The sequence below is a fragment of the Desulfococcus multivorans genome, assembly GCF_001854245.1.
Classification (GTDB): Bacteria; Desulfobacterota; Desulfobacteria; order Desulfobacterales; family Desulfococcaceae; genus Desulfococcus; species Desulfococcus multivorans.
This window is the reverse complement of sequence record NZ_CP015381.1, coordinates 2,778,605-2,800,542: the sequence shown is the minus strand read 5'-3', so window position 1 is coordinate 2,800,542 and position 21,938 is coordinate 2,778,605. Positions and strand designations below refer to the sequence as shown.

Below are 21,938 nucleotides of genomic sequence, written 5' to 3'. Positions count from 1 at the left end.
TACATTATAGCTACAACGTGATAGTGCTCCATTGCAAGAAAAAAATGTGTGAATATGCCCATATCGGGCTCAACTCGTTTGAATAACATGGTTATACGGGTAGAGACGTTTCCAGAGAGTACCGGCTTCCGGTATGTGTTGAACCAAACAAAAAGGTCTGGACCGCAACCATTCTAACAGACCCTGCATCAGCGTTTTCAGACGCCCGTGAGACATAGAAAGACAACGCATGGATTTAAATCAGTACTGCCCTGAAAAGGTTCTGGATGCTGCAAAGGCCATATCAAACATCAGGCAGGGAAGCCGGGTCTTTATCGGCACCGGCTGCGGTGAGCCTCAGCATCTGATCAAAACCATGGTACAGGATATGAATATGCAGGACATCATGGTATACCAGATGCTTTCCTCCACCCTGTCACAGTTTGTGGAAGATGAAACCTTCCTGAAGCGTTTCTCCCTCAAATTGTTTTTCATCAGTTGGGCCATGAGAAGGGCGGCTTCCGTGGGGAAGATCGACTACATCCCCACGTATCTTTCCCAGATCCCGAAGCTTTTTTACAGCGGCAGGATCGCGTTGGATGTGGCGTTGATTCAGGTCAGTCCTCCGGATGCGTTCGGGTATTGCAGCCTTGGCGTATCGGTCGACATCACTCTCGCCGGCATGACATCAGCCAAACTGGTCATCGCCCAGGTCAATTCCAGAATGCCCAATACATGGGGAGACAGTTTTGTCCATGTGGATGACATCGATTATTTTGTGCTGCATGACGAGCCTCTCGTCGAATCCGTTCGCATTCTCAACGAGAGTGAAACGGAAATCAGCCGCCGTATCGGGATGTATATCTCCCAGGTCGTTGACGACGGCGCCACGATCCAGATCGGCTTTGGCTATCTTCCCAATGCCGTCTTGAAATTCCTGGACAAGAAGAAAGACCTGGGTATCCACACCCAGGTGATCACGGACGGTCTGCTTTCGCTCCTGGAGAAAAAGGTCATCACCAACAAGAAAAAGACCTTTATCCCCGGAAGAATCGTGGCATCTCTGTGCATGGGATCACAAAAAATTTATGATTACGTTCACAACAATCCCATGTTCTATTTCCGATCGTCGGATTTTGTGAACAACCCGAAGGTCATCGCTCAGAACGACAATTTCATCTCCATCAGTTCGGCACTGCAGGTGGATCTGACCGGACAGGTATGTGCGGATTCGCTGGGAAATAAATTTTACAGCGGTATCGGCGACCAGGTGGATTTTCTGCGGGGGGCCGCCTTGTCGGACGACGGCTTCTCCATTATCGCACTGCCGTCCACGGCGCACACTGAAAAGGGTACTGTTTCAAGGATTGTCGCCAGCCTCAGCGACGGCGCCGGTCTGGCGACAACGCGTGCGGACGTCGATATCGTCATTACGGAATACGGCATTGCCGAACTTCAGGGAAAAAGCATTTATCAGCGTGTCATGGAGCTCACCCAGATCGCCCATCCCCAATTCCGGAACGATCTGATCGAGGAAGCCAAATCCCGGGGCTATATCTTTCCGGATCAGCTTCCGCCGGCGGCCGAGGACCTTATTTTTCTTGAGGAATATAAGGAATCCATGGAGTTGAAAAACGGAAAAACAATTCTATTCCGTCCCCTGCTGCCGTCTGATGAGTTTGCATACCGGAATTTTTTCTACTCGCTTCGGAAAGAGACTATCTACAGGCGGTTTTTTTACGAGAAAAAAATTTTCTCCCATGAAATGATTCAGGGTCAATATGCAGGTGTGGATTATCGAAGAAACATGTTCCTCATCGGATTGGTCCAGAAAAAGCGCCATAAGCAGATTGTCGCCATCGGGACCTATCTGGATTCAGGGAACTCTCTGGCGGAGGTCGCCTTTGTCGTACGGGAAGACTACCAGGGTATGGGCATTGCCTCATTTCTACTGAAACAGCTTGAACGCATTGCCCGAAAGAACGGATTTACCATGTTTACCGCCACAACCCTTCGCGAGAATGCATCCATGTGCCATGTATTTAAAAAGCGGTATCCCAACGCAACATACAGCTATGAGAGCAGCGAGATTGAAATTGTAATGGATTTCAGTGACTCTGATAAAGAACCTACGTGAAATGGGAATGCAAGTATCAATTTGGCAGTTAAACAGCTGAACATACCGCATAGCGAATTTCAGGATGCTTCAGGTACTTCATCACTCGAGTCGGTAGTTTTGAAGCCTGCGCAGGCGTGATATCGCTTTTTTCTTCAATTGAGCTTTCGTTCTCGCCGATACGCTTGGATGGACACCAGCCTTGAGTCGCAGTTGAGATATTTATCCGGATACGCTTCATCAAATTATTTTTCTACCACCCTGGGGTGCTGTCCGAAAGCCCGCCTCAGCGGCCTCCGGTGCGTAAACCCCCATCGCTTCAGTTATTTATCAATCGGCCGTATGGGCATGTTGGTGGAAAAGCGCTCTTTGATCAGGTGTTGGACCGCGGCGTGGAGTGCATCCAAAGCGCGATAGACAATTTGAGCCGGTCAGGAATTTGTCGTAAATGGTCTTCTGAACCTCTTTTTCCTGATCCGGACTCAAGGTCCGGCAACTGCCGTGCCGGCGGCCGCGCTTTTCGATCTGGATCGCCTTTGCTCCCTCACGCTCATATTTTTTGCGTTACTCGCAAACGGTCATGAAATGAACCCCGACAATTTCTGCGATCTCTTTGTATTTTCTTCGGATTTACGAAGTCGAATTGCCTGATTTCCGATTAGCTGCCGTACTTCCGGCGCAAGTTTGCGTGCATCCATGTTTTCCATTTATTGCCATGGGCAATTGCCAGGTTAATAGTCTGCCATCGTTGTCGGTCAGAGCTACATGCAAGAGGCTGGCTGGCGTTATTGGCAAGACGCCATACTCTGCATGCAAAATGTCGGGTTAAATCTATAAAATTGGAATATTTTTCTTGACACGCAAATCAAGCCTTGGTAAATTCTCACTTAACGATAGCTTGTTATCGCAATAAGATAATTTATTGGGTCGGCCGCGGCCAGCATTCGGGTTCTTCGTTTTATCTATCGTGCCATTAATCGTTTGGAAACAAGTCTGTGCTGTCGGCATCGGCAATGGTTTTTCGGGCCACTGACTCCCAGGAAAAAATCCTGCAGATCCTGAACCGCATGTTTGGAGATCATCGTCGTACAAGGATGAGGTTCGGTTTGAGCATAAGAGTGTTAATCTGAAAGACTATATGCTTCCGTCAATCGATACGAAGCGCATGCTTAACTTTGGCAGAATACTTACAGGGGCTATAGAATGAAAAAACAGATCCTTTCAGGAAATGAGGCGGTCGCGCTGGGTGCATTCCAGGCCGGTGTAAAGGTGGCAAGCGGCTATCCAGGAACACCAAGCACAGAAATATTGCAGAATTTTGCTACCTATAAGGGTGTTTATGCAGAATGGGCTCCCAACGAAAAGGTGGCGCTTGAAGTGGCGATCGGATCCGCTATGACGGGCGTTCGAACACTGTTCACTACCAAGCATGTGGGACTGAACGTGGCTGCGGACCCATTGATGACCCTTGCCTATACCGGCATTCCCGGTGGTCTCCTGATAGTATGTGCGGATGACCCGGGTATGCACAGTTCCCAAAATGAGCAGGACAACCGCTTTTATGCCAAGTTCGCCAAAATCCCCATGCTGGAGCCCAGCGACAGCCAGGAGGCAAAGGAAATGGTCGAAGAAGGGCTGCGTCTGTCCGAGAAGTATGATTCCCCCACCATGTTGCGCATCACCACCCGGGTTTGTCATTCCAAGAGCATTGTCCAACTTGATGCGGAGATTCAAGCGGACATACCGGTTGCGGAAGGATTTAAGCGTGATCTGAAGAAATTCGTCATGATTCCGGCGTTTGCAAAATTGAGGCATCCCCTGGTCCTTGAAAGGGAAGAAAAACTGAAGGACATTGCCGAAACCACGGCGTTTAACAGAATCGAATGGAATGACAACAAGATTGGCATTATCACCAGTGGCATCGCTTATCAGTACGTAAGAGAAATCATGCCGGATGCTTCGATTCTGAAGTTGGGAATGACCTTTCCGTTGCCAATAAAGAAGATAAAAGAATTCGCCGGCAAGGTCGATCGCCTCTTTGTAGTGGAAGAACTGGAACCGTACATCGAAGATGAAATCCGAATCATGGGACTGGCCGTTGAAGGCAAGGCTTTTTTCCCCAGGTTGGATGAACTGTCTCCAGATGTCGTGGCCGCCGGCTTTGCAGAAGCCGGCGTATTGCCTTACGATCTTCCGCCAGACCGGGAAAAAGCACCGGGAGGTGATATGCCTCGGCCGCCGCTGCTCTGTGCCGGCTGTCCTCACAGAGGCTTGTTTTATGCCTTGAATAAAATGAAGGCCATCGTTCACAGCGATATTGGCTGCTACACCTTGAGTGTGTTGCCGCCCTTGCAAAGCATCGATTCCACACTTTGCATGGGGGCGAGCATCAGTATGGCCCACGGCACGGCAAAAGCCATGGCCATGGCCGGACTGGAAGACCAACGTCCGGTATTTGCCGCCATTGGCGACTCCACTTTCTTTCACTCCGGCATCACCAGCCTGATGGATGTCATCTACAATAAAGGTAACGTGAATGTGGTTATCCTGGACAACCGCATTACGGCCATGACCGGGGGACAGCAGAATCCCGGCACCGGGCGCACTCTTCAGATGCAGGAAACTTACGCCGTCGACATCATGGAGATTGTCCGTGCACTGGGATGCAAACGTGTGAGAGAGATCGATCCCTTTGACCTGGAAGGTACCATTGCTGCGTTGAAGGAGGAAATTGCCCATGACGGACCATCTGTGCTGGTCACCAAGCGTCCCTGTGTCCAACTGTTTCGCCAGGACCCGCAAGCCGTACGGGTTGTGGACACGGATGCCTGCATCGGCTGTAAACGCTGCCTCAAGCTTGGCTGTCCATCCATTTCCCAGGGAGATATCATTCCTGATGAAGCGGATAAAAAAGAACGTCGCTACTCGTACATCGATGCGGCGACCTGTTATGGATGTGGTCTTTGCGAGCAGGTGTGCACATCGAATGCAATTGTTTGCGTGCCAGAATGATATGGCCGGCGTTGACCCCTCCAAAAGGAGAAAAAAATGACTCGGGAAAATAAGAAAACAGTCAACGTTCTGGTGGTCGGTACCGGTGGCCAGGGCGTGATAACGGCCAGTGAGATTTTATCGGACGTGGCCATGCGCAGCGGATTTGACGCCAAGAAGAGTGAAATCCACGGCATGTCCCAGCGAGGCGGCGTGGTGACGAGCCATGTGCGCTATAGTGAAAATGTTGCCTCGCCCATGATTATGCAGGGCGAGGCGGACATTCTGCTTTCCTTTGAACTGTCGGAAGCGTTGCGGTGGCTCCATTTCTTGAGGCCCACCGGACGGGTGATCACCAGCCTGCAGAAAATAATACCGCCGGCTGTTTATGCCGGCATGGGAAGCTATCCTGAAGATGCCCAAGCCGTTATCAGACAGCGAACCGCCGATCCCGTTTTTGTGGATGCGCTGCCTATGGCCGAAGAACTCGGCAATCCCAGACTGGTGAACACCATTTTACTCGGCATCGCCTCAACCATGCTGGATCTCCCCCTCGATGCTTGGAAAGCAGTGATTGTCGAGCGTGTGCCGCCCAAATTTAAGGAATTGAATCTGGTGGCATTTGATAAAGGTCGCGACGTTGCATAGTCGCCATGATAAATGTCGATATTTCCTAATTAACTGAAATGAAAATATTATTCTGTTTAATTAAATACGGTTTGCCTCGTGTTGAGAGCTTCTAAAACAGCGATGGGTTCAGAACCAATCAATTCTTAAAAAACAGTGGAAAGAGGCGTTGTGATGAAACTCAAACAAATTGTTATTTCGATCGAAAACTCGCCGACTCGTCTATACAATGTCATAAAGGCGATGGGTGATGCCGGCATCAATCTGCGAGCCCTGAATCTTGTCGACACGGGTGCGTTCGGCCAACTTCGTCTATTGGTATCCGATACTGCCAAAGCACGGCGAATACTGATGGAGATGAGCATTCCTGCATTTGTCAATGAGGTGGTTGCAACGGAAATACCTGACGAGCCGGGCAGTCTAGCGAATGTAATGCTGCCGCTGTTGAAGGCCGGCATACGAATTGAATTCATGTATGCCTATATAGGGTCATCTGCCGGAAGTGCCGTTATGATTTTTTGCTTTTCCGACAATGACAGGGCTATTGAGGTGCTGAAGGAAAACGGCATAAGAATTTTGGACGCGACGATATTTGATATCCGCGAATAGAATCGACAAGAACAACTCGAAGAGGTTTCCATGGGCAAAACGAATCAAAATCATCCTTGGCATTATGGCATTATCGGCGCCGGACCGGTTGGGTGCATTGTGGCGGCATTTCTTGCCCGAGGTGGGCACAAAGTAACCCTTTGCGACATTGTCCCCGAGCTGGTTGATACTGCCAGAGACAGGGGCGTTATTATTGAAGGCGCGGAACGCCTTGAACAGAAAATAACCCATACGTGCAATCATATTGAAGATTTGATCGCCGCTGAGCCGAATGCCATTTTTATCTGTGTCAAGGCCCAGGCATTGCCGCTCATCTCATCTGCACTGGGGGATATCTACAAGGAAGGAATTTTTGTCGTCAGTTGGCAAAACGGTATTGATACGGAATACGAAATCGCAAACGTGCTCGGCAAAAAGCCGGTAATGCGGGCAGTCGTAAACTGGGGATGTGGATTCCTGGGCCCGGCACATGTCACTATGGCATTTCATCATCCGCCTCACTATATTCAGGAACTCGATCCCGCAGCCGGGGATGCTGCCATACATATTGCCGATGATCTTTCAAACAGCGGACTTCACACCGAACATACGAACCAGGTGGTTCCCATGGTCTGGCGAAAGACCATTATGAATGCGTCCATGAACCCTGTATGCGCGGCAACCGGTCTGACCATGGCCCAGGCCATGGGCGATCCAATGACCTTCAGCGTCATTGATGCGTTAATCAAGGAATGCCTGGCCGTGGCGCGGGCCAATGAAATCCATGTGGGGTGGGATTACTACCAGAATGCATTGGACTACTTGAAAAATGCAGGTCACCATAAACCATCGATGTTGATGGATATCGAAGCCCACCGGCGAACCGAGATCAATTATATCAATGGAAAAATCGTGGAATACGGCGCGCAAGCCGGCATCCAGACACCCTACAACAACACCATGCGATCGTTGATCAAGGGTATAGAATTCAGCATGGAAGCTCGCAGGTAACCTGCGATCACCTCGAGGCCGTCGCAATCGTTGGCGGCGGGAATCTGTTGAGGGCCGGTTGTACAACCGGCGATACCGGCGGCAGATGAACACTTACCATCGGGTACTATGAGCAAAACATATTCAATAGAAAAGGCGGTCTATGCGGGCGTCGATGTGGGTGCCTCACACACCAAGGTTGCCCTGATCGATACTGCCGGACACCTCCGCGGTCATGGGGTCCGCAAATCGGGCGTGAATTTTTCGGCCACTGCCGAAATGTGTCTTGCCGACGCCTTGCAAATGGCCGACTGTACGGCGGACCAGGTGGCTCATACCGTATCCACGGGGTATGGGCGTCACAATGTAACTTTCGCATCCGGAACCCACACGGAAATCGGGTGCCATGCCAAGGGCTCCTATTTTTATTTCCCGGAAGCCATCACCGTGATCGACATCGGTGGACAGGATAATAAAATAATCAAACTGGATTCAAACGGCAGACGCATCAGTTTCAAGATGAACCGCAAATGCGCTGCCGGCACGGGTGCTTTTCTGGAAGAGATGGCAACCCGTCTTGATATTCCACTATCCGATATGGACGGATTGGCCAGAAAATCCACCGAAACCGTCAATATCGGCAGCTACTGCACCGTATTCAGTGCCACCGAAGTGCTGGAATATATCCGCCATGGTAAAAAAGTTCAGGATATCATCAAAGGGCTCTTTGTTTCCGTGATTCGGCGTGTTCTGGAGATGGATTCTCTGACGGAAAAGGTTGTCATGACTGGTGGGGTGGTGGCCCATAATCCTTACCTGATCGATTTAAGCGAAGAACAAATCGGGAGACGCGTATGGACGCCGCCGTTTCCGCAACTGGCCGGCGCCATCGGCGCCGCCCTGTATGCAAAAGCAACCCAAACAAGTGATAACGAGTGACTGACATGGCACACGAAACCAAACAGATCTTGAGACGTCTTAAATCCGCCAAGGACCTGAGCCGGTTCATGGCCGATTATTACTATGAGTTGAACGAAGCGGCTATTTCCGGAAAGCGGAAAATCGCCTGGTGCACGAGCGTGGGACCGGCGGAACTGCTGCGTGGCCTGGGGTACCTGATCTACTTCCCCGAGACCCACGCGGCCATGCTGGGCGCCACGCGAATGGCCACCGACCTGATTCCCACGGCCAACGCCATGGGATATTCCCCGGAGATCTGCTCATACCTGACGGCCGACATCGGTGCCTTCGTAAAAGGCATCACACCACTGTCCGCCGCATATAAAGGGATAACGTCTGTCCCCAAACCGGATGTCCTCGTCTACAATACCAACCAGTGTCGCGATGTTCTGGATTGGTTCAATTGGTATGGTGATAAATTCAATGTGCCGGTCGTCGGTATCGAATCCTACCGGTCCGTTGGCGAGATAACCGATTTCCACATCGACTCCATTGCCTCGCAAATTGAAAATCTGGTTGCACCGCTGGAGGAACTTGCCGGTTGCAAGCTCGATATGGATGCGTTTAAGCAGGCCGTGGCGCTGTCACGGGAATGCTCGGATCTTTGGGCACAATGTCTGGCAACGGCGTCTGCAAAACCCGCACCCCTGACGTTTTTTGATGGGACGACCCTGATGGGACCGGCTGTGGTGGGTCGCGGTACGCTGAAAGCCGTTGAAATGTACCGGCTGCTCCTGGACGAGCTTGAAGAACGGGTCAACGCCGGAGAAGGCGCCCTTGTCGGTGAGGAGAAATATCGCCTTTATTGGGACGGCATGCCGGTGTGGGGTCGATTGGGGATGCACTCGAAGATGTTTGCCGAATTGAATGCCAATGTCATTGCATCCACCTACTGCAGCAGCTGGATTTTTTCTGCGCTGGATCCGTCAGATCCGTTCAAGAGTATGGCTCGGGCGTACACGGAGCTGTTTATTGTCCGGAATGATGCCTACAAAGAAAGATATATCCAGGACAAATTGGATGTATTTGGTTGTGACGGCATTCTCTACCATAATGCCCGCACCTGCCCCAACAACACCAATTGCCTTTACGGTATGCCGCAGCGCCTTTTCAGGAAGACAGGCATTCCATTTGTCATCATGGACGGCGATTTAAACGACCTGAGGTGTCTTTCTGATGAACAGACCAAAACCAACGTCGAAGCATTTATCGAACAACTGGAAGAGATGAAATAAAATGGGGAGGTAAACCATGGCGCACTGGATGAATCTGGGACAGCATTTTAAGGTTAATGCAAAGAAGTATGCCAACAAATTGGTGTTGAAAGACCAAACACGCAGCTTTACCTATGCGGAAACCAATCGGCGTGTAAACCGACTGGCCCATTGTCTTATGGATCTCGGCCTGTCAAAGGGCGACAAAGTGGCCGTGTTTATGGACAACTGCATCGAAATAATCGAAGTCTACCTGGCCACGGCCAAAACCGGCATCATCATTGTCCCGATCAATTTTCGGCTGGTGGGCCGGGAGGTGGAATATATCGTAAACAACTCCGATGCCAAGGCCATGATTGTGGAAGCACAATTCGCTGAGATCATCGACCCGATTAAAAAAAATCTCGAGAAGATTGCACCGCAGAACTATGTGATTGTGGGCGGTGAAAGCGCCGGCTATCTGGAATACGAAAGGTTCATCTCAGGCCGTCCGGATAAAGAGCCGGATGTAAGCGTCAAGCCGGAGGACACGTGGATATTGATCTATACGTCCGGCACCACCGGCAAGCCCAAGGGGGTGATTCGCTCCCATGAATCTCACATCGCCTATTATTTGATCAACGGCTTGGAGATGGGGTTCAACGACCGCGATTATTGTTTGAACATCATGCCCCTTTGCCACATCAACTCTACCTTCTATACCTTTATCTTCCTTTATCTGGGCGGCTCTGTCTACGTTCACCCGGCCCTCTCCTTCAAGGCACCGGAACTGCTCAAGATTGTTGAAGAGGAAAAGATTACCTTTATTTCGCTCATACCGACCCATTACAACCTGATTTTAAATGTGGACGAGGGCAACCGCAGGAGAGATGTCAGCTCTATTCGAAAACTGCTCTGCTCCTCAGCGCCTGTTCGACAAAAGATGAAACGGGCTATCATGACCTTTTTCCCCAACGCCGAACTATATGAAGGATATGGCTCTACGGAAGCCGGATGTGTCACCGTGCTCAAGCCCGAGGATCAGATATCCAGAGCCGGTTCCATCGGTCAGGAAACCCTGGGCACCGATTTCGTAAAAATTTTGGATTTTGAAGGCAATGAAGTTGCCACCGGTGAGGTGGGAGAAATTTTTTCCCGGGGCCCCATGCTTTTTGACGAATACTATAAATTACCTGAGAAAACCCTCGAGTCGTTCAAAAACGGCTGGTTCTCCGCCGGGGATTTGGGCAGGAAGGACGAAGACGGATATTATTACATTGTAGACAGAAAAAACAACATGATCATTACCGGTGGGGAAAATGTCTACCCCAGCGAAGTGGAAGAGGTCGTGGGCAGCCATGAATGTGTATTCGACTGTGCCTGCATTGGTCTGCCGGATGAAAAGTGGGGAGAAAAAATCGTGGCCGTCGTAGCCCTCAAAGACGGTGTAGACGAAAAAGACATCAACGAGAAAGACATTCAAGACTGCTGTCGGGTAAAGCTCGCCAGCTATAAACGTCCTAAAGAGATAATCTTTATCAAAAGCGATGAAATGCCTCGAACGCCAACGGGTAAAATCCTGCATCGAAAACTTAAGGATCGGTATTTGGCATAATCTCCTGTAATAATATATTTTGTCGTTTATTTTTTTCTTCTTTCGTCATTTTTTGTTTTTAATACGCGGAATTCAACCGTAGGGCACCGGGTTGAGTACAGAACGGCTCAATGCCCATATTGATTCAGCATGTGCATAGACAGAGGTTTATTGTCAATCGTGGCGTTTCTTTTGTGAAACATTTAACAGGAGGTTAACCGTGAACTTCTCTAAATATGCCGCCATAAACGCTCGTCACCATTCCAACAAGATTTGCCTTATTGAGCGAACTCCCTCGATTGAAAAACGAAGGACGCTCACCTGGAAGCAGTTTAATGACGCCATCAACCGCGTTGCCAATTATCTGGCCAAGGAATGTGGCGTCAAAGACGGTGATAAGATCATGCACCTTCAAAACAACTCTCTTGAATGGCTGATTACCTATTTTGCCATCATTCGCCTGGGGGCAATCGTCGTGCCCCTGAATTTCAGGTTTGAAAGCGCCGATGTGTTGTATGCAGCGGAAGTTTGTAACCCCCAGGTTTTTCTCCTCGGCTCCGAGTTTTTAAAGGTGGTGCAGCCAATTCAGCAAAAACTTGAAACAATCCGAAAGTATATCTGCATCGGCGATACCGTTCCTGATGATATGATCGACTATGCAAAAGTAGATGCATACGATGATTCCTCGGATGCAATGGTCGATGTGGCGGACCATCATGATCTTGCCATGATGTTCACCTCGGGTACGACCGGAAAGCCCAAACCGGTAATGCACACCCATTTTTCCATGAAAAACACGGCTGCCGGAAACGGCATGTCCTATTTTGTCGAAAAAAATGACAACTATCTCATTTTTCTGCCGCTGTTTCACAGCGGTACCATGTTTTTATGGGCGCCGTTTTACGCCACTGGGGCAACGGGCACCATACTTCGGGAATTCAACAATGCAAGATATATCTTCGATGCTCTGGCGGAAGAAAAATGCACTGACACCCTTTTTGTCGTACCGATAGCCATCATGGCACTGAATGCCATTGACGACGGCACCATCAACCTGGCTGACTATGATTTATCGGCCTGGCGTTACATGGAAATCGGTGCTCAGCCCGTGCCCTTCGACATTATGAAAAAGCTGGTTGAGACCCTGCCCTGCGGCGTATCAAACATTTACGGCATTACGGAAGGTGGCGGCGGAGGCCTGTTCAATCTCTATCCTGAAGATGTTTTAAAAAAACCCGGCTCCATTGGGAAACCGACCTATGGCGTGGAGGCAAAGATTATTGATTGGGACGGCAGTGAACTGCCCAGCGGTTCGGTCGGTGAGTTGCTCTTTTCAACAGAACGTATGATGAAAGAATATCATGGTAATCCGGAAATGACCGCCGCCACCATTCAAGACGGATGGCTCCGGACGGGCGATCTGTTGAAAACCGATGAAGAAGGTTTTTACTACATTGTTGACCGAATGAAGGATATGATAACCAGCGGCGGAGAAAACATTTTTCCGGTGGAAATCGAAGATGCGCTCATGGATCACCCTGATATAGAAGATGTGGCCTGTATCGGATATCCGGATGATCGCCTGGTTGAAATCGTACTGGCGGTGGTTCAACTCAAAGCGGGCAAAAAAATGACTGAAGCGGAACTTATCGAGTATGCCAAATCAAAAATAGCGACTTACAAAGCGCCTCGCAAGGTTATTTTTGACGAAATTCCACGCAGCGCGACCGGAAAAGTGATGAAGCCGGTGCTCAGAGAAAAATATACTGGAAGACGAGAAGCCTTTAAACAGCTCGCTTAACCGGTGTTCGTCGCCGATAATCAGCAAGCCTGAGAAGGGGGCAAGTTGCTGATCCTCGAATCGAATAGTCGGAATTTTGTAGAATTTTGCGTGAATTTATGATTTGCTGGATTTCACTTGCGGCGGCCTCCTGAATGGTGGTATTAATTATTGTAGTAAATAATCTATATCCACTATTTGCGGGCCTCCGCAAGCGCCATCTTCCTTTTCCCATCATAACTTTTGCAATCACAGGGTTTATCGACCTGTTTGAATATTGCTATCATCAAAAAAACGAATATCGGATCCTTGACGTTTTCGATCTCCACATGGGTGCAGCAGCGTGGGGATCCGGAAATGATCAAAAAAAATCATGAATCTTGATGCTGATATAAAGTACTATGTTGAGCTTCGGAGCAATCCTGATATGTTCCATTTGAGCCCTTTCCTCTTAACATTATATTGTTTTGTTGCAGATTCACACTATATCAAAGGCATGGGCTCTTTAAGTTTTTTTAGGTTCTATTTCGGTATGTTAAATAACTTCACTGCAAAGTTTGGCTAACCTCGAAAGTAGAGATCAAAAAAAGAAAGGAACGAATTATGGCACTCCGTAGAATTTTAGTATTGCTGCTTGTTTTAATCGTGGGATCAATTATGCTGGTTTCTCCATCGTCTGCAGAGGAAAAATTGTCGCTTGACAAATGGAAACCCGATTTCGACCCCAAGGGTGCAAAGTATAAGTGCGTTGTTTCAAATGTTTCTGCGCCGGCCCTTGTAGGGACTTATGCAGGGTTCCAGATGCGTGATGAACTCTGGAAAAGAACCAATGGACAGATTTACATTGATTTTAAGCCCTATTCAATCCTCGGCGGCGAGGTGGAAGTGTTGAATATGGTGCAAATGGGTGCTGTTCAGGGGATGGGTGTTTCATCGGTTGCCTCCACAAACCTTGGACCCAGGTTCGGTGTGGTCAACCTGCCTTTCCTGATTGATTCTTTTGAAAAACTGGATAAATTTGTTTCCAATAAAAAATTGTTTGACCACTTCTTGATGGGAATGGATCATCAGGGGATCACAGGACTCGATATTACCGGCTATGGCAACTATGGCTGGGCAACCACCACTCCGGTGAAAACCATTGATGATGCCAGAAAAGTTAAATTCAGAATTGCGGAAGCTGCCGTAAACTTTCTCACATACGGGACATGGGGTTTCAACCCGGTTTCCATGCCCTGGCCTGACGTACAGGTGGCCCTGAAACAGGGGGTTATCACCGGTCTTGACCATACTCCCGCAGTCTGCATGATTACCAAAAAGTTCGAGGTTGCCAAATACTTTACCCAGATCAATTATGCCCAGGGGCTTTTTATCTGGATTTTCAACAAAGCCTGGATAGATAGTCTGCCGGAAGACCTGAAAACCATATTTATCCAGACGGTTCACGATGTATGTGCTGAAAACAGGAAGGCCACGGCCAAATGGGAAGAGGAGAACATCGATGCGGCAAAGGCCGAAGCCGGTGTTGAGTTCTTCAAACTTTCCGATGAAGAAATGGCAATCTTAAAAAAGCAGAGCATGGATGTCTATGAAAAGTATGCACCTGAAATCAATAGGATTTATCCGGGTGACACCTATAAACCTGCCAATTTCCTGAAGGAAGTTCAGGATTTTTTGAAATGACATTGAAATTGCAATACGATGGCGACAATATCTTTATACGATTTGGAGATCGGTATTGAAGCCTTCAAATTGACATTCATTGCAGACATCAAAAATCTATCAAGGTTTGATGTTCAGTTTTCTGAGCAAGACCTTGCCGACAACGCAGGGCTGTTACACTTGGCACGCTTTGCAGAAAAGCTTGGGCTGGATAAGCTGATGTAGCAGCACATCATTATCCATCGGAGTGAAAAAGCCACCTACAGCCCTGCGGATGCCATCTTGATGCCGGCCATGAACGTACCTGCCTGTGCCAAGCATATCAGTCCCCTGCCCATCTTACGGGCAGGGGCTGAGATTGGGGCCCTTTTTAACCATTACATGATCAAAGTGAAGATGAGAGACCTTGTATGACTGCTTTTGCTTTGTCACCTTTGGTTTCTCACAAATACTACGGTAAAAGAGTTACCAGTGAAAACTGGACCGCATGGTGCAAGACTCAGATGGGGCTTCCGACAGTATCCTGTCCCAGGAGTTTAGCTCTGACCCGGCATGTATGTTTTAAAACTAACTGGAATCGATAAACAATAATCAGGTTAACGGGGATTGGTTTATGCTTGGGAAAACCTTTAAAAAACTTGATGAGCTTTTGACAAAAATTGAAGAGTGGACACTTTTTGCTATTGTTATTGCTGCACTTTTATCTCTATTTGCCAATGTGGCTCTGCGGTGTTTGTTTAACTACACTCTGGCATGGAGCGAAGAACTGGTCCGGATCGTTATTATTTATTCCACTTTTTTGGGCGCCAGTGTTGCAGTCAAGAAAGGGTCGATGATCCGCATTGACGCCATTGTTCAGATGTTTCCACGGCTTAAACCGGTATTGACGCATTATGCCAATATTCTCATGCTCATCTTTGCCTGCATGATGATCTATTACGGATACAAAATGACCCATCTCCAGTTCATGACCAATCAGAAGACCATTATCATGCAAATCCCTCTGGTCATTATCTACTCCATAATGCCGATTACCGGTGTGTTGATTTTCATCAGGACAATCCAGGTGATGATTCAAGATTTAAAATGAAATAAAAAGGACCATCTTGATGCAGATTAGTGATTTGATAATTATATGTATTCTTCTGGGCTGCATGACGACCTATGTGCCCGTATTCCTCTGTCTCTTTTTTACAGCTGCTATTGGGTTTGTGGTTTTTTTGAACATGCCTCTGGCAGTGCTTGCTCAAACACTTTTCAGGAGTCTTGATAACTTTTCCCTGATAGTCGTCCTGTTTTTTATTCTCTGCGGGAATATCATGAGCAAGGGAAAGACGGTTGAAAAGCTCATTAATCTTGCCAATGCCCTGGTCAGCTGGCTTCCGGGAGGCCTTGGCATGGCCGGGGTTATCGGATGCGGCCTGTTCGGCGCGATTTCCGGTTCCGCTGTCGCCACCGTGGTGGCCCTCGGCGGCTTTATGATTCCGGCATTGATTAAAAACGGATATGATGAAGATTATACCCTGGGTCTGATGACCACATCTCCCAACCTCGGGATTATCATCCCGCCCAGTATCAGCATGATCTTTTATTCCATGATCAGCAACGTGTCTCTCGAAGGGCTTTTTATCACCGGTTTCATACCGGGGTTTATAATTATTGTCTGCGTTTGTCTATACACATGGATTCTCTATCACAACAGAACGGATATCAAACGGTTGCCGGCACCCAATTTCAGGCAGTTATACTATATATTGAAGGAAGGGTTCTGGGCCATCATGCTCATTGTGATCATTTTCGGCGGTATATTTACCGGCGTGTTCACAGCCAATGAAGCAGCCGTAGTTGCCAGTGTCTATGCGTTTTTCGTGGAGATTTTTATTTACAAGGCTATAAATTTTAAGGATGCGAAGGATGTCACGGTTTATTCTGCAGTCACCAGCGCAACCTTGCTGCTGATTGTGGCGTCCGCCACTTGTTTCGGCAGGTATCTCACCTTTGAAAACATCCCCAACAGGGTGGCCGAGGTTGTGGTGGCCAGCATCCATTCACCCTTTGTTTTCCTCATGGCAATGAATATGTTACTGCTGATCATTGGCATGTTCATGGATATTATTTCAGCAACCCTGATTCTTGGTCCAGTATTTTTACCCTTATTAGGACCGTTTAATGTGGACCCAATGCATTTCGGTCTGATTATGACGGTGAACCTCGCCATCGGTTACTGTACGCCGCCCATGGGGGTGAGTCTGTTTATTACCGGTTCTCTGGCAAATCGGGATATAATCTATGTGACTCGGGCTGTCATTCCGTTTTTGGCCATACAGATCGGCACACTATTATTTTTGACCTATTTCCCGGAAATGGTGCTCTTTTTACCCAGGCTTCTTGGGTATCATTAAAAAATCACGAGTTTGTTTCTGTTTAAAACATGTAATAACAGGTAATTCAATTGGATAAGGTGCAATCTGAAAACGATAATCCCAATGAATGCAGTGACCTGGTAAAGGTTGAACAGGAGCGGTATGCGCGTAAGATGCAGAAGCGGTTTGAGACGCTGCTTCAGTTCTTACCAGACCCGATATTGGCATATGACCTGAATAACAAATTGCAGTATGTGAATCCGGGATTTGAACGGATGTTCGGATGGACCATTGATGAGCTGAAGAGCGGTTCAATTGAATTTGTCCCACATGACCGGAGAGAAGAAACCATCCAGGGGGCCAAAGAGCTCTTTAAAAACAAACGTGTTCACAATCATAAAACACAACGGTATACCAAAGATGGTCGCTTGCTCGATATCATCATTGATGGTGCCGTGTTTTATGATGAAAATAACATTCCGGAAGGGTATGTGGTTTCCTTAAGGGATGTCACCCGATCAAATCGTCTGGCCCGTACAAATCAAATTCTGTTCAAGATATCCCAGTCATTACACCGTGTTCAAAGGCTGGATGATTTGTTGGCTTCCATCAACGAGGAAATCCAGAACCTGCTTGATATTGAAGGATCATTTGTTCTGTTGCTGGATGAAAAGAGAGAAGAGTTTTATTTTTTCTCAGCACTGCATGATGATTCTGAGACAGAAAAGAAAATTAAGGAAATCAGGTTTCCAGCAGACCAGGGGGTGTCAGGGCGTGTGTACCAGAGTGGGAATTTTCTGATCGTTGATGATGTGTCTAAATGTTCATTTTTCCTGAGGCGTGTAGATGATGAGTCCGGAATGAAAACCAGGAATATTTTATCGGTTCCGATTCAGCTCTCAGATCGTTCAATCGGCGTTGTAAATGTGGTGAACAAGCTCAGTGGAAAATTTGATAATACAGATGCGGAATTGCTCAGCACCATCGCCAGCACCATCGCTTTGCCCATAGAAAACACACGGATCAATGAAGAACTTCGAAAATCATATGAAGAATTGAAAACCCTGAATTCAGCCAAAGACCGGGTCATTCATCATTTGTCCCATGAATTGAAAACGCCGATTGCAGTGCTGACGACCACCCTGAAACTGCTTGACAAACAGTTGAAAAAGTCCGGTATAACAGATGAATTTGTCAAACGGATACTGGAAAGAGGAAAGCGGAACCTGGATCGTCTTCTGGAAATCCAGTATGAAACCGAGGATCTGTTGATCCGGAAAAACTATCAGATTCATCACATTTTGTCTCGTATGCTGGAAGCCTGCCGGGATGAGATTGAAGTATTATTTGAAAATCGGACAGAAGGTCAAGAGTTGTTCAAATCAATTGGACGAAGTATTGATAAGTTACTGGGTCCCAGGAAAATAGTATCGCGGACCATTCAGTTGCGGCGATATATCAAAGATATGTTGAGCAACCTGGCACCTGAATTCAATCGTCGAAAAATTGATGTCATAACCCGACTGGATCACGGTGGTTCGGTTTATCTGCCTTCTGAAATTCTGGATATTCTTCTGGACGGATTGATTCGGAATGCCATTGAGCATACTCCGGATCATGGAAAGATCGAAATCAATCTGACCGGAACAGAGGATACACCTCTGCTTGAAATTAAAGATTATGGTGTGGGATTTACTCCTGAAAAGAAACATCTGCTTTTTGAAAATTATTTCACACCTCCAGATATCGACCAATATGCTACCAGGGAACCTTACGATTTCAATGCCGGTGGTAAAGGATTTGACTTACTAAGGATGAAATTGTTTTCAGAGCAGTACCGATTTAAAATCTGGCTCAAATCGGAACGGTGTCGATTTATCCCCAGGGATGAAGATCAATGTCCCGGGGACATAAAAATCTGTGTATTCTGTAGTGATATATCCGATTGCCTTAATTCCGGATTTTCATCCGTGTTCTTAAAATTTCCTCATCATGGTCTTGTAGAGGAATCCAAGCAAGGTCCAAAGGCGGTCCGCTCTCCGTAACGGATGAATTACAGCTGCTGAACGATTCTTTGAGCCTAAACCGCACGATCTCTTCGAGTTTTTCCTGAACAATGTGGAACATCCGGCGCGCGATCACGAAACCAGTTAAAAATAACCGCTTAACGGTTAGTGGGCGAAGTTAGGACCAGGTCCTAATCTTTTAACCGCAGGTTCAATGGAAATGGAAACATGAAAACACGAGATAAAACCTGTCAGTACAAAGACCTTGAATCGGATTCATCCGAATATTTTTTCCAGAATATCGATCTGGAGTTTCTGGTGCATGAGTTAAAAGATCCACTTTCTGTCATTGAATCCAACATGAGAATGCTTCTGAAGCGGGCGGATAAGTATGGACCGTATTCACCCAAACTGGAGAAGGTCCTTCACCGTTCCCTGACAAACGCGGTGAAAGCAAGTGAGATGCTGTATGGAATGCTTGAAATCGGCAGGTCGGAGGCCGGCCATATCGTACCCTCTGAATTCCGGACAGATATGCTTATTCTTCACACAATAAATGACACTCTGGAGTTAACTTCGGATTACAGCTGCCGGGATCTGAATGGCTGTACCAACGATGAAGCCATCCAGCAGTTTGCAGCGTATGGACTTGTTTTGGATTTATCCGATTCTCTGGAGCAGACTACGATTCAACATGATGTCGTGAAAATCCGCCAAATACTTGGGAATTTGATAAAAAATGCATTGCAATACCGAAAAAAAACCATACATATCAAAACCGATATATTTGAAGATATCCTTGTTGTAGATGTGATGGATGATGGGCCCGGTATTGATCCAGCCCACTATGATCTCATCTTTAAGCGGTATGCACGGGCCAGGGATCGGAGTTCAACACCATCTCCAAATAATCTGATCCGGAAAAAACATGGGTTGGGACTGGCTGCTTCCCAGATTATGGCACGATACATGGGGGGAGACATTATCATAAAAACGAATGACGAATGCGGTGCCTGCTTTGAGTTGCGGATGCCGATGATATACACGCAAAAGGAAATTTAATATTTAAATGGAACAAGTTATATCAGGAGGACATGATGACCGATAAACTGGCTGTTCTGAAAGGGAAGCATGTGCTGGCCGTGGATGATGAAAAAGATATTCTGGATACCATTGAGGATATCCTGGATGGCGTCAAACTGGAAAAGGCAGGGGATTATGCTTCAGCCTCGGAAAAAATAAAAGCGAACAGATATGATTTTGTCATACTCGATATCATGGGAGTGAATGGATTGACGCTCCTGGATGAGGCGGTGGAACGTAATATTCCGGCCGTCATGCTTACGGCCCATGCCATCAATCCGGAAACCCTGATGGAATCGATCCGCAGAGGTGCGATCTCTTATATTCCTAAAGAGACCCTATCCGAACTCGACGAACTGTTGGCCGAACTGATCAGTGCCCACGAAAAGGGGGAGCCACCGTGGAAACATCTGTTTGAAAAATTAGGAGATTATTATGATGAGCGGTTTGGCGAAGGCTGGAAAGATAAAAATAAGGATTTCTGGACAGAGTTTGAAAAAACATACACCATCGGCAAGGGCATTCAGAAACGTCTTTTAAAGAATCCGAATGTAATTGATAAAGGCATCTGATTCAGTTCAAGATCTCCATCGTGCCCGCCTGTAATCTTGAACGGTGAGCGATCGTTCGTGGAGTTTAAGCCCCTGAAATAAACATACCGCTCTTTGAATGAAGGAATTGTAAATCGGGATCGATACCTCGTGATGACCCTACCGTATCGATCCCATGGTGAAATCAACCGACCTTGAGAATCAATGCACCGCCCGTATCGCCGGCCGCGCACCCGGTGAACAGCACGTAACCGCCGCCCCGGATGACCGCCTCCTCGATTCCTTCGATGATCGAGCGTCCCGCGGTGGGAGCCTGTGGATGACCGAAAACAAGGGAACATCCGTAATTATTGAAGCTGTTCACGTCGAGCTTCATTTCCTTGGCCATGTAAATATCGTTGGCTGAAAATGGGTTGTGGGTCTTGATGACTGTCATGTCCTCGACCTTCAAACCGGCTTTCAGCAGGGCCATCTGGGCTGCGGGGACGGGCGCTATGGCCATGTGGGCTTTTTTCACTCTTGAAAAACCATAAGACACAACTTGAATCTCGATGTCCGGTTGAGTGCTGAGCGTTTTGGCCTTTTCGCGGGTGGTCACCACGACCGCGCAATGGCCGTCCGCCGGATGGGTCTGGGCACCGAAGGTATGCACGCCGTTCGGCAGCACCGGCCGGAGTCCAGCCAACCCTTCAGCCGTGGTTTTCGTAATTCCCTCGTCCGCTTCGATATGAAGCGTCTTTTTCTTGGACAACTTTACTTCCACCGGAACCATGTAACGTTTTTGGAACGCCCTGTCGTCCTTGATCGCGTCGGCGTATTGTTCGTAGCGGCGAAGGGCCACCTGATCACACTCCTCCCGGGTGACCCCGGCCATGGCGGCCACGTTTTCGGCCGTCTGAATCATGGAGGTGCCGCCCCAGGGGTCCTTCCCGAAGTGGTCCATGACCCAATCTTCAGAAATCACCTGACCGCCGGGTCCGGCCGGGTTCGGCCAGATCGTGTGGGGCCCGTTGGAACAGCGGTCTGTGAACAGCGTATAGGCATTCTCGCAGAATCCCGTTTCGATGGCCATGGCGGCCTGAAAGATGCCTGTTGTCGAGGTGGAGCATGCCTGGCTGATGAGGAGCCCCGGTGTGTCGACGCTCCCGATCAATGCCGCGGACCAGGGACCCCCGTAAAAGAGTTTCGGCTGACCGACGGTGACGCCCAATATGACATAGTCAAACATCTTGGGATCCCATTCCTTACCCGCGATCCAACGCTTCGAGGTATCGGATGCCAAAACGATGGCATTTTCACCAGCCAAGCTCCCCTGCCACCGTGCAAACGGGGTGCTGTAATAGCCGCCGTATGGAATAAACGCTTTTGCTAACATGCTGTGATTCCCCCTTTTCTTATTCAAAGTAAATCCATGGATCTTGAACAAAAGATATCTGCAGATCACATATGATCATC

Annotated in this window: 18 protein-coding genes; 16 read left to right on the top strand and 2 right to left on the bottom strand. The window is 48.0% G+C overall.

Features of this window, described 5'->3' with window-relative positions; genetic code table 11:
- Positions 1-229 precede the first annotated feature (229 nt).
- Positions 230-2,116, top strand: coding sequence for a bifunctional acetyl-CoA hydrolase/transferase family protein/GNAT family N-acetyltransferase (locus tag dmul_RS12230; RefSeq protein ID WP_020875292.1), 1,887 nt, complete (start codon positions 230-232; stop codon positions 2,114-2,116).
- 28 nt (positions 2,117-2,144) lie between these two features.
- Here dmul_RS12230 and dmul_RS20275 read toward each other — a convergent pair whose 3' ends face one another.
- Positions 2,145-2,339: a hypothetical protein gene (locus tag dmul_RS20275; protein ID WP_153302754.1), complete on the bottom strand. Its 195-nt coding sequence runs from the start codon at positions 2,337-2,339 to the stop codon at positions 2,145-2,147.
- Between the two features lie 959 nt (positions 2,340-3,298).
- On the opposite strand from dmul_RS20275, the gene iorA reads away from it, so the two are divergent.
- From iorA to dmul_RS12155, 15 genes are all read left to right on the top strand, one after another.
- The gene (gene iorA / locus dmul_RS12225) at positions 3,299-5,107 is read left to right on the top strand and encodes an indolepyruvate ferredoxin oxidoreductase subunit alpha (RefSeq protein WP_020877907.1); all 1,809 of its coding nucleotides are present in this window, start codon (positions 3,299-3,301) and stop codon (positions 5,105-5,107) included.
- 36 nt (positions 5,108-5,143) lie between these two features.
- The gene (locus dmul_RS12220) at positions 5,144-5,734 is read left to right on the top strand and encodes an indolepyruvate oxidoreductase subunit beta (RefSeq protein WP_020877908.1); all 591 of its coding nucleotides are present in this window, start codon (positions 5,144-5,146) and stop codon (positions 5,732-5,734) included.
- Positions 5,735-5,887: 153 nt separating this feature from the next.
- Positions 5,888-6,322: a hypothetical protein gene (locus dmul_RS12215; protein ID WP_020877909.1), complete on the top strand. Its 435-nt coding sequence runs from the start codon at positions 5,888-5,890 to the stop codon at positions 6,320-6,322.
- Between the two features lie 30 nt (positions 6,323-6,352).
- Entirely contained in the window at positions 6,353-7,312 is a 960-nt protein-coding gene (locus tag dmul_RS12210; RefSeq protein WP_020877910.1) for a ketopantoate reductase family protein, read from the top strand.
- 108 nt (positions 7,313-7,420) lie between these two features.
- Complete coding sequence (locus tag dmul_RS12205; RefSeq protein ID WP_020877911.1) at positions 7,421-8,230, top strand: acyl-CoA dehydratase activase; 810 nt, start codon at positions 7,421-7,423, stop codon at positions 8,228-8,230.
- 5 nt (positions 8,231-8,235) lie between these two features.
- Positions 8,236-9,486: a 2-hydroxyacyl-CoA dehydratase subunit D gene (locus dmul_RS12200; protein ID WP_020877912.1), complete on the top strand. Its 1,251-nt coding sequence runs from the start codon at positions 8,236-8,238 to the stop codon at positions 9,484-9,486.
- Positions 9,487-9,502: 16 nt separating this feature from the next.
- Positions 9,503-11,059, top strand: a complete 1,557-nt coding sequence (locus dmul_RS12195) for a class I adenylate-forming enzyme family protein (protein WP_020877913.1) — start codon at positions 9,503-9,505, stop codon at positions 11,057-11,059.
- A 199-nt stretch (positions 11,060-11,258) separates the two neighbouring features.
- Positions 11,259-12,839 carry a class I adenylate-forming enzyme family protein gene (locus dmul_RS12190; RefSeq protein WP_020877914.1) on the top strand — a complete coding sequence of 527 codons (1,581 nt, stop codon included), beginning with the start codon at positions 11,259-11,261 and terminating at the stop codon, positions 12,837-12,839.
- A 582-nt stretch (positions 12,840-13,421) separates the two neighbouring features.
- The gene (locus dmul_RS12185; protein WP_020877915.1) at positions 13,422-14,501 is read left to right on the top strand and encodes a TRAP transporter substrate-binding protein; all 1,080 of its coding nucleotides are present in this window, start codon (positions 13,422-13,424) and stop codon (positions 14,499-14,501) included.
- 18 nt (positions 14,502-14,519) lie between these two features.
- Positions 14,520-14,705 (top strand): hypothetical protein, encoded by a 186-nt coding sequence (locus tag dmul_RS12180; protein ID WP_040415895.1) that lies wholly within the window; start codon positions 14,520-14,522, stop codon positions 14,703-14,705.
- A 388-nt stretch (positions 14,706-15,093) separates the two neighbouring features.
- Positions 15,094-15,570, top strand: a complete 477-nt coding sequence (locus tag dmul_RS12175; protein WP_020877917.1) for a TRAP transporter small permease — start codon at positions 15,094-15,096, stop codon at positions 15,568-15,570.
- 19 nt (positions 15,571-15,589) lie between these two features.
- On the top strand, positions 15,590-16,882 hold the full coding sequence (locus tag dmul_RS12170) for a TRAP transporter large permease (protein WP_020877918.1): 1,293 nt from the start codon (positions 15,590-15,592) through the stop codon (positions 16,880-16,882).
- Positions 16,883-16,941: 59 nt separating this feature from the next.
- Positions 16,942-18,888 carry a sensor histidine kinase gene (locus tag dmul_RS12165; RefSeq protein ID WP_234979228.1) on the top strand — a complete coding sequence of 649 codons (1,947 nt, stop codon included), beginning with the start codon at positions 16,942-16,944 and terminating at the stop codon, positions 18,886-18,888.
- Between the two features lie 189 nt (positions 18,889-19,077).
- Complete coding sequence (locus tag dmul_RS12160; RefSeq protein ID WP_020877920.1) at positions 19,078-19,911, top strand: sensor histidine kinase; 834 nt, start codon at positions 19,078-19,080, stop codon at positions 19,909-19,911.
- Positions 19,912-19,943: 32 nt separating this feature from the next.
- Complete coding sequence (locus dmul_RS12155; protein ID WP_236885995.1) at positions 19,944-20,504, top strand: response regulator; 561 nt, start codon at positions 19,944-19,946, stop codon at positions 20,502-20,504.
- A gap of 163 nt (positions 20,505-20,667) precedes the next feature.
- Here dmul_RS12155 and dmul_RS12150 read toward each other — a convergent pair whose 3' ends face one another.
- Entirely contained in the window at positions 20,668-21,858 is a 1,191-nt protein-coding gene (locus dmul_RS12150) for a thiolase family protein (protein ID WP_020877922.1), read from the bottom strand.
- Positions 21,859-21,938 lie beyond the last annotated feature (80 nt).

Excerpts from the sequence above, each read along its gene's own strand:
- dmul_RS12175 (WP_020877917.1), top strand. The coding sequence starts at position 15,094 with ATGCTTGGGAAAACCTTTAAAAAACTTGATGAGCTTTTGACAAAAATT.
- dmul_RS12155 (WP_236885995.1), top strand. The coding sequence starts at position 19,944 with ATGATGACCGATAAACTGGCTGTTCTGAAAGGGAAGCATGTGCTGGCC.
- iorA (WP_020877907.1), top strand. The coding sequence starts at position 3,299 with ATGAAAAAACAGATCCTTTCAGGAAATGAGGCGGTCGCGCTGGGTGCA.
- dmul_RS12200 (WP_020877912.1), top strand. The coding sequence starts at position 8,236 with ATGGCACACGAAACCAAACAGATCTTGAGACGTCTTAAATCCGCCAAG.
- dmul_RS12205 (WP_020877911.1), top strand. The coding sequence starts at position 7,421 with ATGAGCAAAACATATTCAATAGAAAAGGCGGTCTATGCGGGCGTCGAT.
- dmul_RS12160 (WP_020877920.1), top strand. The coding sequence starts at position 19,078 with ATGAAAACACGAGATAAAACCTGTCAGTACAAAGACCTTGAATCGGAT.
- dmul_RS12180 (WP_040415895.1), top strand. The coding sequence starts at position 14,520 with ATGGCGACAATATCTTTATACGATTTGGAGATCGGTATTGAAGCCTTC.
- dmul_RS12185 (WP_020877915.1), top strand. The coding sequence starts at position 13,422 with ATGGCACTCCGTAGAATTTTAGTATTGCTGCTTGTTTTAATCGTGGGA.
- dmul_RS12195 (WP_020877913.1), top strand. The coding sequence starts at position 9,503 with ATGGCGCACTGGATGAATCTGGGACAGCATTTTAAGGTTAATGCAAAG.
- dmul_RS12150 (WP_020877922.1), bottom strand. The coding sequence starts at position 21,858 with ATGTTAGCAAAAGCGTTTATTCCATACGGCGGCTATTACAGCACCCCG.
- dmul_RS12220 (WP_020877908.1), top strand. The coding sequence starts at position 5,144 with ATGACTCGGGAAAATAAGAAAACAGTCAACGTTCTGGTGGTCGGTACC.
- dmul_RS12170 (WP_020877918.1), top strand. The coding sequence starts at position 15,590 with ATGCAGATTAGTGATTTGATAATTATATGTATTCTTCTGGGCTGCATG.
- dmul_RS12215 (WP_020877909.1), top strand. The coding sequence starts at position 5,888 with ATGAAACTCAAACAAATTGTTATTTCGATCGAAAACTCGCCGACTCGT.
- dmul_RS12210 (WP_020877910.1), top strand. The coding sequence starts at position 6,353 with ATGGGCAAAACGAATCAAAATCATCCTTGGCATTATGGCATTATCGGC.
- dmul_RS12230 (WP_020875292.1), top strand. The coding sequence starts at position 230 with ATGGATTTAAATCAGTACTGCCCTGAAAAGGTTCTGGATGCTGCAAAG.